Here is a 13,053-nt window from a genome sequence, read left to right as displayed (position 1 = left end):
AGGGTGCCAAGATTGCGAGAGCGCGATAGTCTCGACCTGATCTGCCAATTTTTGGCTGTCACGCAGCCCCTTCGGCAACCCATCGATATCACCAGGTGACTCTCTCTGTCACCGAAAGCCTGTAAAAAACGTACGTTTTTTTCGGAAAAAGCGTTGGTGGCCAGTGAAGAACCCTAAACGAACTAGCGTGGCAGCATGAGTTCGCAGATTGAAAAGAGTACAGCGGAAGCAACGGTCTTCGTGAAGCCTCTCTTTGTGCTTCGTATCGTAACACGATGTCTGCGAAACATATGCATCGGTTTCAGGGGCGATGATCAGGAAGAGTCCCGCCAGACGTCGAAATTCGGTAGCTTCCAGGAGTGATTCCAAAGTGCTGTCTGAAACTGCGGCACAGGCTGTGTGCGGTTTGAAACCCGGTTTGCTCAGCGATCTCCGTGACGTTATCCGGTGCAATCGGTTTCCCGCAGCAGTGACATGGCGTGTTGCAAACGCACGCGCCGCAGCTCTGCCATGGGAGTGCGGACAAAGTGCTCGCGAAAGGCTTTTTACGACCCGCTCCGCGAGATGTCAACATGCGCCGTCACATCGACCATCCGTATCGGCTCATGCGCGTGGTCGTGAATACACCGTAGGCCCGCGGCGACTGCGGAGTGCTCAACCGCTAGACCATCAGAACTACAGCGACGGACAATCCCGATGGGAGCTATGTATATGGGACTCAAGGGCGGTCGTTCACCAGACAACAAACGGGATGGCGAGGCAGCGCCAGGGCCACACCGGCGCCTCGTAGAAATGTTCGTCGCTTCAAGGGTAATTGCGTTGTTTGTTCTCGATGGATTTCTGGTTCAAAGGAGCCATGATAACAGCGGCAAGGGTTGGCCGCTGCAAAGCAGAAACGGCCGGTTTTCCCTATCGTAAAGCTCTGCCTGAGGGTCGATGTCCATCTCCTCGTAAACGATGCTTCCTTCCTCTACTTGAGTGGCGAAAAGTCCAGTGGTTTTAAGAAGATGCGATCTGGCGGCTTGGCCAGAAACTTGCCGTCTTTTTGAGACTCCCTGGCCACACTTTGCCATGCGGGATCGCTGAGAAACGACTTCCAGTTGGCGTCCGCTTGTTCGCGGCTTTCATGGTGAATCAGGTAGATCAATGTGTTTTGGCTCTCGGGCAGATCGAACGGCGTCCAATAGCCGATGTTCTTCATCCCGTGTTTGCCAAACAGCGTGGTGGTGTGGTCGCGAAAGCGATCATTGAGCGCGCCCAGTTTGCCTTCGTTGCACGTGTACGTCCGCAATTCATACACACCGCCGGCCTGCTGGATCGCATTGGCAACCTTTGCCGAATAGTCGGTCTCGGTCATGAAAATGCTGGTCGGCTTCTCCGCCAGGAGGCCACTAAACTCGGGCATGTCCAACACTTTTTGCCACTCGCGGTCGTTCGTGAAGTGAATCCAGTTCGCGTAGGCTTCATACCGTGAGGGGTGCTTCAGCACATAAACGATACGCCGTTTCTGTCGGGGCGTGCCGTCCGTGGGCACCCAATAGCCCAGTGCTTTCATGTTGTGTCTGGCAAAGATGCGATCGGTATATTCACGAAAGCGAGTGATGAGATGTGCAAGCCGGCGTTCGTTGGCTTCGTAAATCCGTAGTTCGTAAACCGGACCTTTCGTCAGGCGTTCATCCGGAACGGACTCACGCCGCTTTTCGGTCGCATCGAGTCCCGCGCGCAAACCCAGGGCGACATCCAACGGCGCTTTGCAAATCCAGGCCATGTCGTCGGAAATCCGGTTGCTGGCGTCGTGTCCTCCAACGAACAGTTGATCGTCTCCAAACGGGGAAAGGCAAAACGCTCGCGGGGATACCAGCGCGAGCTTTCCAGGCGCATAGGCGTTGTTGACTTCATGCACCGTGTAGCTCTGGTCGGCTTTGCGGATCGCGTAGAGCGCGCCGCCATATAACCGGCTGCCGGGCCAAAGCAGATGATTTTTGCCGGCGAGATTCCCTTGAAAACCAAGCAGGTGTACCAGTTCTCCCGTCTTCGGGTGGCGAACTGGATACATCATGTTGTGCGCGCCCAACGTGTAGGTCACTTCGGCATCCAGGTGCTTCCTCATCAGGTCCATCATGCTGGCTTCGTCGTGCGTGGTGTACCCGCCCTTGCCGTCGGGATCGAGCCGTTTCACCTGGCTGGTCGAGCGTCCGCCCGGAGCCCAAAGAAACAGAACCGACTCGCCGGGGCCGTTGGGATTCTTGATGGTTGTCAGTCCGCGAATGCCGCCGACATCGGTATCGACGTCGTCAGCCAAACGCAATAGTTCGGTGTAGCTGGGACGCGGACCGTCGTTGCGGCGAAAGATGGCATCGTCTACGGAGAACAACAGCGAGCCATTGGCTTGAACGATGCCAAGCGGACGTGTCTTGACGCTGCCAACTTCCGAAAACGGATACTCCAGAATCGTTTCCCAGCGAATCTTGCCTGGCGCCTCAGGGGCGTAGACCCCAGAAACCACACCCGGATTGCCCAACAATAGAATAAGCCGCTCCACACCTGTCACCTTGTCCCGATAGACTTCCATGTCGCGCGGAACCCAACGGATGCCGCCTGCATTCGCTCCATGACGCACGATGGTGTGATTCCACTCTCCCTTCTCATCATCGCGCACCCAGGCGGAAACCGCACCGCCACGTTCAAAGGTCGCGCCCGCCGCCATGACCAGCAGGTTGACGGGCTCAGGCAACCGCTTGCCGTCTGCGCCATAAGTGAACGTCACCGACTTGAGGATGTTGCCCTTCATGTAGCGCAGGTCGTAACCGTTCGACTTGCCCATCTCCAGATCGACTTGCCAGGTCCCGCCGGACGAATCGAGACGAAGCACCTGGGCCGATTGCTCTTCGGGGTCTGGAGGGATGACCCAATGGGCATCCATCCAATACCCGTTGGCCGCGTACAGTTTCCCACGATGCGACACGATGTGCATGATCTCGCTGCCGCCCGCATAGGCACCGTTTTCATCCCGGTAGCCGGCGTCGTAGCTCAGCGACCAGCGAGCTGGTTCGCCTGCAAGAGAAACCGCAGTGGCCAGGAAGATCGTAAGTACGGCAAGACATTGACCGGAAAATGGGGGCAGGAAGATCGGAGCAGAGTACTTTCCTGCCGCCATCTTCCTGCCATATCGGTGTTGAAACTTCATTGCTCTGCAAATCCTCTCTATTTATCCACCAGTCGCAGTTTGACGTGCGCTGCTGAGTCCCGTTCATCGAAACCATAGGACGGATATTGGGAAGCCGTCGACATTCGGCTACTGTCTGGCTGGGACTCGGAGGCAATGACGCGTTTCGTTTCCGACCAGGGTGCAATCGTAATCCTTAGTGGACAGTCAGTGACGCGAATCGACTTGGCGATGTCGTCTCCACTCTGCGACCGTTCGTACCGAATCGTCGGCCAATGGGTTTTTTCTTCGCCAGGCATCCGAATCGGCAGGCGGACTTCCATCCATTCCCAGTTGATGGGCATCGTGTCATGCACGGTGAGTGTGTTGTTGGGAATTGAGTACTCAAGACCCGCAAGACCTTCCAGGTACAACAGCAGTTTACCGGCGTTAAAGTTTGAATACTGGTCGCCGAACAATTTGCCGCTGCGAGTGTAGGCTTCTGGCGCGACCGGAATGTTCCAGTCGGAATGAAAGTTGTAGTTTTGCAGATGATTCAGCGTCAGCCGCCAGGCCGGATCGCCCAGTCGCTGGCGAAACATGCCGTCGAGCGTGAAGTACGCGGTGTCCGGTGTGTAGCCGAATGCGTGGTCGACATCCGACGCAAAGGTTTTCATGGACTGACGGGACATGGCGAGTGGGAACAAGTCACCGTCGCCATAAAACCCCTTGTCTCTGTTCAGCGCCCAGGACGGGGTCATTTCCAAAGCGTTTTTTCGCGGAAAATGCTTTGAACGCATGTGCCAAAATCCGGTCGTCATCAACATGCCGTCGTTGCTACCGCCGAAGAAATCTTCGTGTCCGTTCGCCTGCCACCGCTGATGGAACCAAGTTCTAATTTGTTCGTCGCTACGTGGAAGCAGTCGCTGCCAGTGGTCGACATCCTCGTCGTGGCCGGTCAGACGGGCCATCTTCGTCAGCGATTCGGCCACGTCAAAGTGATTTGAGAAGAAGGGGGCGATGGCGTGGCGGAAGACCTCGCGGAAGTAGTCCTCGTAACACTCACGAAGAAACTCGACGTCGCCTGTGTGCTGGTAGATCTGCCAAGCACCGAGGACATGCTCTGATAGCTCATTGCCGTACACACCCGAATGCCACGTCGTCCCTTTGTTGTCGGCGAGCGAAATCACGCCTTCGGGTGACTTGCGATAGTGCCCGGCCTTGAAGAGATGCTTCCATGTCAGCACGTTGCCATAAGCATAATGTGCCTTGTTGCCGGTCCACGCTCCTACTCTTATCTGAAATGTTGCGTCGTAACGGTGCATGCCGAGGAAATTATTGACGGCCGTCTGCGTATGCGGCTCCATCTCCCAGCCCCGCTGCACGTCAATGTAATACATCAGGTACAGCGACCACAGGTAGTAGTAGATGTCTTCAAACTTTCGATCCGAACAACGGAACCACGGGATATCTTCGTTGAGCTGTCGATTCATCTCGCGCGTCTTCGCGAGCATCATTCTAGATGCGTGCTTGTAGCGATACTCGTCAAGAGTTTCGGTTGGGGAGTGCCGAAAGTTTTGACGACTTCCGCTACCGGTTTCGGTTTCGGTTTCCGAAGATGGTCGAAAGACTTGACGACTTTCGCTACCCAGCACAGCCATCGCGTTCTGGATTGCCTGTTGCCCGTCATCATGCATTGCCCAGACGAGTACGACGCCCGTCGAATCGCAGGGCACATCGAACTCATAATGCCACTCACGGTACTCGCCCTTGCTGAACCGATGGTTACTGGCGAAATCGCGTGAAGCAGTGAGAACCGTGCTCATTCCCTCATACATGATCGGGCCGGTGTGCTCGGATCGATCGTTTTCTGGTTGGCACTTCGTCGTGCCGCCTTCGACGATGTGGATGGCGTTGTGGTCCGAGTCGTATTGGATCGTCGCTGTGCTCGTGAGACTATTCCGGCCAAAAAAACTCTGACCGTTGAACCGCAGTGTGACGGGTTGCGATGCGGTAATCAACGTGCAGGCAGCATCGTTATCAGCGATGAATTTCTCCTCTCGCACTTGGACGCCGTCAACTTCGTATTCACAGATCATCCGATCAGGCCGCCAGAACATCTTCGTCGGAATGGGATGGCGATGAATCTTTTCGCCGATCAAGACGCTGCCATAGAGCACCCGCGTATCCTTGTAGAACTCCCAGCCCGAGAAGTCGTTGCCGAGACCCGTGTCGTCATGCCCTTTGCCGTGGCTGCGGACCAATCCGACGCCGCGGCTGCGCAAGTCATGATGGAACAGATGAGTCAAGCCAAGCGTTTCGTGTTCTTTCAGCTCCCAACTCGCATGAAACCCGCCGACATAGTACGTAACGTTTCCGGCGAGGAATCCGTGTTTCTTCCCCTGAACCTCCTGCTGCAATCGCAGGCAGTAGTCGGAAAACGGCGGAGCTTCTGCGAGTGTGATATTCGTGCAGACCAGCCAAGCCAATGCTACGGCGATCCGGGAAAACTGAGAAGTAATCATGGAAGTTGGACCGTGGAGCAGAATCGTATCTCAACGTCGCCGTTTGCGTTTGCCGCAATCGGCGTCAAAGGATATTCCGCCACACGGCATTTTCCCTAAGACGGTGACGGCAAGGAGAGGCCGAAGCCGGGTTGACTGGAGGGGTGGAGTTGAGCGTCGATGGCGCTGTTTTCACCGAAGTCGACATCGTAACCTTGAGTGGTGACGCCTTCGACGGTGGGAGGAAGTAGGGTAGGCAGTGTCCACCCTACTGGAACTCCCAGCGTTTGACCGACTTCTTTGTTTTCGCATCAAGGTAGTCGATGGATTGGATGTCCACCGGCCCATTTTCTAATGGAAGATACAGACGAATGATCTGCGTCGTTTTCTCAATCGGCAAATCGATCGACAGATTTTGCCACTCAGAGCCTGCAGGAAGAATGAAATTCACGACCTGTCCCTGTGCAGGAAAATCCTCCTGAGCCGCCAGCTTCCAGTGCACCTTTCCTGCGCCTCCAGTCTTACTCCGAGCCCGTAAGCGCAGAGTCAACGGCAGCCGCGTTTTGATCTGAGCCGTGCCGAGGAAAGGATTTCGTTTTCCCGTCTCCATCGTCACTACCAAGGCTCCGTTCTTCAGCTCGACCGTGCACATCTTCGGTACGAGCCCGGCATCAAGAGCCCGAGCCGCCCTTGCGACCTTCGGTGAATAAGCTGGATTCGGTTTGAGGACCAGCGCACCCGTGTCGGCGATGAATCCGTCGATCAACGCATCGAGTTCCTTCACCTTGTCCGGCATGGCTGCGGCCAAGTTATTCGTCTCACCGATATCTTTGGTCAGGTTGTAAAGCTCTCGCACCTCGGGGTAATCTCGATGCGGCTCGAAGCGCCGGATCAGTTTCCACTCACCTTTCCGCACGGACACCGCTGGGACGATATGAGGAAACCAGGTGAAGTAGGCCTCACGATTGAGACGGCTGGTTTGCTTCAACACCGGTAGAAACGACAGTCCGTCGACGATGTGATGGACTGGTAACTCGATGTCCACCGCGTCGAGCACGGTGGGATAAAGGTCAATGGCTCCGACAACCGTATTATCGGTTGTGCCCGGTTTGATCTTACCCGGCCAACGCACCATCAACGGCACACGTTGGCCGCCCTCGTAAATGCGCGCTTTGCCTTCGCGCAAGGGTGCGTTATTGGTGGGGCCTTCACCTCCGGCCCACTTCCGCCACTCCCGAATCGCCGCCATCCTCGGGTGGTTCTTACTCAGGTTGGCAATCTTACGGTCGTCTTCCCGATTGCTATGCACATTGCCGCCATTGTCCGAATAGAAAATGAACAGCGTGTTCTCGGTCAGTCCCAGTTCATCTAACTTGGCCATCACCCGACCAAGGCTTTCATCCACACTCTTGAGCATCGACGCCATGATCGGATTGTCTTGTTCACCCCGCATATCTTTCTTCTTCGCAAACTCGGCCGTGTATTCCTCTTTGTGCCCCCACGGCCCATGCACACCGTACTGCCAGAGGTTCAGGTAGAAGGGTTCGTTCTGATGTGTCTCGATGAATTTCAACGCCTCATCCGTCAGACGATCCGTGATGTATTCCCCGTCTGGCCCATCGGTGATGTTGCCCACATGATGCTGCCCAGTCGGGCGTCCTTCGGGCGAAACGCCGTAGGGTGAAAAATAGCTCGGCGGCCCTGGATCTGGCGCGCATGCCCAAGTCGTTTCGAAACCGTTCTGGTCGGGTCGATTCTCGGGCATCAAACCAAGGTGCCATTTGCCAAAGTGCCCAGTCCGATAGCCTGCGTCCCGCAATACCTCGGCCAATGTCACGATCGCCGGATCGATGAAGTTCTTGCTGTTTGCAAAGATGAACTGCGAGGCTGGTGATGTCTTCTCGGGATAGGGCGAAGCATCTGGTGCCGCCGGCGGTTGATGGCCACTTGCCGAGGTGACGCGATGACGTGCTGAGTGTTGCCCCGAGAGAATTGAGCACCGCGTTGGGGAGCACAGTGGCACGGCATAGGCATCGGTGAATCGCATCGCCTGTCTCGCCAATCGTTCCATATTCGGCGTCTCGTAGTACTGCGAACCATAAGCAGAGCTATCCATCCAGCCCATGTCATCGACGACAAAGAGCACGACGTTAGGTTGATCCTTAGCCGCAGCAGGAACATTCCCAACCAATAACAACGCAGTCACGGCGATCCAAATCAATTTCATTACAGTACTCATCGTCGTTGAAGTAGGGTGGACACGCCTCAGTTCAGTTCGCGTCGGATGACTTGAGAGAGTCGATGTAGACTTTGGAAGCGGCTTCGAGCTGGTCAAGGTTTGGAGGAGCTTGATGCTCATAGTCTTTGATGGCCTTGCCTGCGTCAACGACAGCTCTGTTGCGAGCCTGAAACTCGGGATCGCTGTTCAGCGATTTGCGTTTTGCATTCCGCTTTTCGACGGCGGCGTCCACGCTTTCGAAGGCTTCGGGGAAGCGGGCTTCGAGGGCGGCCTGAAGTCGGGCCGTTTCGGCGATCAAGGTAGCGAGTTGCTTGTCACCGGCGGCTTCGAGCTTGGCGCGGACCAAACCCAGTTCCGACGGGAACCGGTTTCTGTTGACTCCATCCTCCTTCAGACGCGCAAGTTCGGGCTTTTGGGAGAGGATGTAATCGTCCTCCGCGCGACTCGCTTTGTGGACCCGAGTTTCCATGATCTTGAAGTCGGGGTCGGTCTCCTTGATGTGCTGTTTCTTCTTGGCGATGAGTTTGCCGAGTTGCTTATGGGTGACGAAGGCTTCCGCGTAGTCTGCGTGCAGATCAGCCTGGAGGTTTTCGTGTCTGGCCACGAGGTCCCGGTAGGCCTGATCCTCCAGAGTGAGGCGGGACTTGAGGTTCATGTAGGCAAGCTTGTAACGCTCCGCCGGGTCGCGGCTGACAGGATCGCGGTTGGCCTGTGCCTTCGCGAGCTTTTTTCGCGTCTCGTTCCAGTCTTCGCGCTGGCCGCTGGCCGCCCAGACGCGGACGTTGTCGATCGAGGCACCTGGGAGATCAAACTGGAAGGCGAAGTACTGGCGAGTGCGATCAATGATCGGATGTTTGCCGAGTACGAACTCGCTGTTGCTCAGGTGCGCAACGATTTCGTCGCCCCAGTATTCGACCGTCATGGTCTGCCACTGGTCGGGACGAGGCCCGCGGACGCATTCGCCAAGTTGGGCGGGAACAAGCCCTGCATCACGATCGACGGGCGTGTTAACCTGAAAGTGGTTGGGGTGGATTTGGGTGACGCTGTTGTAGTGTCCGCCGCTGCCAGTCACGAGTCGCAGGTCGGTCGTTTGGCCGGAAAGTTTGAAGTCGAATTGAATGACCGTGTTGTGGAAGGAAGGATTTTTCAGGAAGACTCGTTTGGTTTCCGTCGGATCGACATCCGTCCGCAACAACGCGCCGTCACGAAGCGCGAACTCGGCTTTGAAGAACCAGCGATCGCTGGTGGTCTCGGGGTCGAAGCTTTCAGAGAACAGGAGCTCCCCTGGAATGCACATCAAAGCGTCGGGCAAGGCTGGAGTCTCGGCATCTGCTGCTGTGGACAGCGCCGTGAGGCAGAGTAGAGAGACGCCGAGACTTAAACTCAGTTTGTTGGTTCGCATATTAGCTTCAAGCGTTTTCATTCTTGAGTGTCTATTGGCCTTGAGGTTGACCGGGGACTGGAAGAGCGGCATTCCACGGTTTCTCATCATGTTCCGTTCGGATACCTGAATGTGAGATTTTCTATGCTGCCGGCAAAGTGGTTCGGAGTGCTGTAGTTCCCGACGGGCTGAACCAGGTCTGCACCAATTTGAATGGAGTCGCCGGGCTCGTGGCGGAGGATTCCTGGATCCGCCTTGCCGGCAAGTTTTCCATCTACCTTAAGAAACACGGATCCGCCTGAGCTCCAGTTTGCTTCAAAACTGGCGGCACCAGTGATCGCGGCCGGAGACCTGACCACTGTGCGTTTCTTGCTGACACACGTAGCAAAGCACAAATGGCCCTTATCGAGGTAGACACTATAGCCGGATCGATTGTCACCATGAGCAAGGACAACTCCCGACGGAGCACTTGGCCGAATGGTGCCTTTGATTTGAAGCGAGCGACCGCCTACTACTTTCGGCACTCGAAACGCGGGCAGGTCGAGCCATGACCTCCCGTCCAACTGGAGTGAAACAGTGTTTCCCTGGACGCCGTGATTTACAAAACGAAGGAACTGGTTACTGGCGAGAATCGCAATCGTCGGAACAGGCGCGGTGAGTGGAGCCTCGTGATCGAATGCAAAACCCAGGTCGTTACACCACGCCGAGATTAGGGCGGCCATTGCGGCGGCGCGCTTTGGTTGTATGGAAACAAGGTTGGTGGTCTCGCTCTCATCTGCTTCGAGGTCAAAGAGTTGGGCTTCGCTGCCATCAGGATTGACCAGAAATTTCCAGCGACCATCCCGCATCGCGAACGTGGGGCTCTGGTGTTCCGGTTTGCCGCCTTTGAGGATGGCGTGGGGATGTCCGTACTGCCAGAAAACGGGTTGGGAGCGACGGGATGCGTTACCCAGCAGAACCCCGCTTCGGTCCACACCATCAAGATCCGTCTCGACTGGAACTCCGGCGATTCGACAGATGGTCGGAGAGAGATCAATTGCGGCCACGACGCTGCTGTTATCTTCAATACCGGCTGAAATCGTTCCGGTCCAGCGTGCAATAAAGGGCATGCGGATGCCGCCTTCGAATAACGACCATTTCCTTCCACGGTAAGGACCGGTGAAGCCAGCCGGTGGGCCTGTCAGATATTTCTTTGGCCAGTCAGTGGGGCCGTTGTCGCTTGTGAAGAGAATCAGCGTCTTCTTTCCGAGGTTCAGTTCGTCGATGGTCGCGACGAGTCGACCGATTTGCTTGTCCATCTCTTCGAGCACGGCAAAAAAATCGCGAACATAAGGATCATCGGAAACACTTTTGAATTTATCAGCACTGCCGGGACGCGGCACGTGCGCGTCGTGAACGTCGTTGGGGAACAGTCGAACGTAGAATGGCTCGTCACGGTGCCGCCGAACGAAATCGATCGTGCGATCTGTCTGGATCTGCATCCTTTCCCAGCGGCTGCACGGAATGACCTTTCCATGCCCGAGAGCCCGGGCGCGCTCAACGCCCTTCGGATTGGAAATGATTCGATCGCCCAGGCCCTCGAAGGAAACCAGGGATTCGTCGAAGCCATACGCCTGAGGTAAGGGGGCGTCGTCCACGTCACGACCGCCTCCCATGTGCCACTTGCCGAAATGAGCGGTTGAGTAGCCGGCTGCTTTCAGCTTCTTTGCAGTCGTCGGAGCGGACGGGTCGAGGTAGTCAGCCATGCCGCGATTTGCATTTCCGGCGCGCGTATTGAGGAACGAGTGGATCTTCCAGCGGCCCTGATATTGACCGGTGGTTAGCGCAACGCGCGAGGCAGAACAGATTGGCGAGTTGACGTAGAAGTTGGTCAACTTGATGCCTTCGGCAGCGAGCTTGTCGATGTGCGGCGTTTTGATCAGCGGATTTCCAAAGCAGCCCGGATCCGCGAAGCCCAAATCATCGATGAAAATGACGACGAAGTTCGGTTTCTCACCGTTCGACTCTTCCGCAAAAGCCGATCCGATACCCAGCGACATCGCGACAAGTAAGAATGCCGTAAGGGCTAGACGACGCGAATCGAAATGGTACTCGATGATTTTCATGTGGACGATTGGTCGCACCCAATGGTTGGTTAATTGAGTCGGGATGCCGCTATAGTTCAGCCAGACAGTTTAAGTGTTGAGCGAATGGGCATGAAGCTGATCCGCGACAATTCCCCTCGATCTTCAAGTATGATGCTTGCTCACTATTCCGTGCGTCACTTTCTGCGATGTCAGCTTAAAACAGGTTCTGTGACCGGGCAATTGATTCTGAATCATGAAAACGCATTCCATTGAGATTCGCAAATACAACGTTCTCCTCTCGATGCTAGCGTCGTGTTGTCTCTGTGCGAGTGCGATGTCGGCTGAGAGTCGGCCAAACATTTTGCTCATTCTGGCCGATGATGTCGGCCGGGAGGTGCTCGAGTGCTATGGCGGCTCGTCGTACGAGACTCCAAACCTCAATCAACTTGCTGCCAGTGGCGCGATGCTTGAGCACTGCTACGCCATGCCGGTCTGTCATCCCACTCGCGTCACCCTCATGACCGGTCAGTATCCACGTCACCTCGGCAATCCGAAATGGGGTAGCTTTCCGAAGCATGCTGAGAGCCGCACGTTTGCGAACGTTGCGAAGAACGCCGGCTATGCGACGGCCGTTGCAGGAAAATGGCAGTTGTGCCTGATGAAAGACGACACTGGACAACCGCGAAGAATGGGCTTCGACGAGTGGTCATTGTTTGGATGGCACGAAGGACCGCGATACCACGAACCAATGATCTACGAGAACGGAGTCTTGCGAACCGACACGGCAGGCAAGTACGGTCCGGATCTTTACATTGACTTTTTGGTCGACTTCATGAGGCGAAACCACGAACGGAACAAGCCGTTTCTAGCGTATTACTCGATGGCGCTGTGTCACGATGTTACGAATGACCTCAAGGCACCAGTTCCACACGGACCGCGAGGCCGCTACGACAATCATGCCGAGATGGTAGAGCAAATGGATCTGCAGGTTGGCCGACTGATGAGGTTCCTCAAGTCTTCGGGACTCGACGACAACACACTCATTCTTTTCACTGCAGATAATGGAACCGCCGCCAAATCAAAGCTCTCCGCAAAAGGTAAACGGAACGAGTTTGTCTACGAGAAGGTCGTCTCGCAGTTCAAGGGCCAGTCCGTTCCCGGCGGAAAAGGAAGGCTGACTGACTGGGGCACGCGAGTTCCAACGCTGGCCGTGTGGAAAGGGGTGATCACCCCAGGTCAATCATGGAATGACTTAGTGGATTTCAGCGACCTCCTACCGACACTAGCAGACTTGCTCGGAGGAGCGCTACCTGCGGATGCCAAACTCGACGGCCACAGTTTCGCCGCTCTGTTACGTGGGGAAGGTCACTCGACGCGAGGGTGGGCCTATGCCGAACACAGAGGCAGATTCTTCGTCAAAACCCAAGATCGAAAGCTGTACAGTACAGGCGAGTTCTACAACACGGAGGCCGATCCATTTGAGAAGTCCCCGCTTGAACCAACGGCACTGTCGACCGAAGCGACCTCTGACTGGAATTTATTGAAACAAGCCGTTAAGGACTTGCAAACGACCAATGCCCCGATTGCTCAGTAGCGGAAATCGTCAAGACTTTCGGACGATCAGCTTTACGAAGCTCTTGGCGAGTTCCACTACGGTGATGTGTCTGCTCTATTTCGGCAATCGGATCGACTTTCCCTTCGACGGCGAAAGCTCCAGG

The 13,053-nt window shown here is 55.7% G+C and carries 7 protein-coding genes; 1 reads left to right on the top strand and 6 read right to left on the bottom strand.

The genetic code is table 11. The features are described from left to right. Window positions 1-301: 301 nt before the first annotated feature. The 6 genes from Poly41_RS35690 to Poly41_RS14355 all read right to left on the bottom strand — a co-directional run bounded on the left by Poly41_RS35690 (window position 302) and on the right by Poly41_RS14355 (window position 11,374). Window positions 302-574, bottom strand: coding sequence for an AraC family transcriptional regulator (locus Poly41_RS35690; protein ID WP_146526953.1), 273 nt, complete (start codon window positions 572-574; stop codon window positions 302-304). A 396-nt stretch (window positions 575-970) separates the two neighbouring features. Beyond that, on the bottom strand, window positions 971-3,187 hold the full coding sequence (locus Poly41_RS14375; protein WP_146526951.1) for an NIPSNAP family protein: 2,217 nt from the start codon (window positions 3,185-3,187) through the stop codon (window positions 971-973). A gap of 17 nt (window positions 3,188-3,204) precedes the next feature. After that, entirely contained in the window at window positions 3,205-5,670 is a 2,466-nt protein-coding gene (locus Poly41_RS14370) for a hypothetical protein (protein ID WP_146526948.1), read from the bottom strand. 247 nt (window positions 5,671-5,917) lie between these two features. Then, entirely contained in the window at window positions 5,918-7,876 is a 1,959-nt protein-coding gene (locus Poly41_RS14365) for a sulfatase (RefSeq protein ID WP_146526947.1), read from the bottom strand. 43 nt (window positions 7,877-7,919) lie between these two features. After that, the gene (locus Poly41_RS14360) at window positions 7,920-9,311 is read right to left on the bottom strand and encodes a hypothetical protein (RefSeq protein ID WP_146526945.1); all 1,392 of its coding nucleotides are present in this window, start codon (window positions 9,309-9,311) and stop codon (window positions 7,920-7,922) included. Between the two features lie 65 nt (window positions 9,312-9,376). Beyond that, entirely contained in the window at window positions 9,377-11,374 is a 1,998-nt protein-coding gene (locus Poly41_RS14355) for a sulfatase-like hydrolase/transferase (protein ID WP_146526943.1), read from the bottom strand. Between the two features lie 214 nt (window positions 11,375-11,588). Here Poly41_RS14355 and Poly41_RS14350 point away from each other — a divergent pair, with 214 nt between their 5' ends. Continuing rightward, window positions 11,589-12,929: a sulfatase-like hydrolase/transferase gene (locus Poly41_RS14350; protein ID WP_146526941.1), complete on the top strand. Its 1,341-nt coding sequence runs from the start codon at window positions 11,589-11,591 to the stop codon at window positions 12,927-12,929. Window positions 12,930-13,053 lie beyond the last annotated feature (124 nt).

Source organism: Novipirellula artificiosorum (assembly GCF_007860135.1).
In the GTDB taxonomy this organism is placed as follows: domain Bacteria; phylum Planctomycetota; class Planctomycetia; order Pirellulales; family Pirellulaceae; genus Novipirellula_A; species Novipirellula_A artificiosorum.
The sequence above is the reverse complement of the archived record's forward strand: the minus strand, read 5'-3'. Positions and strand labels throughout refer to the sequence as shown.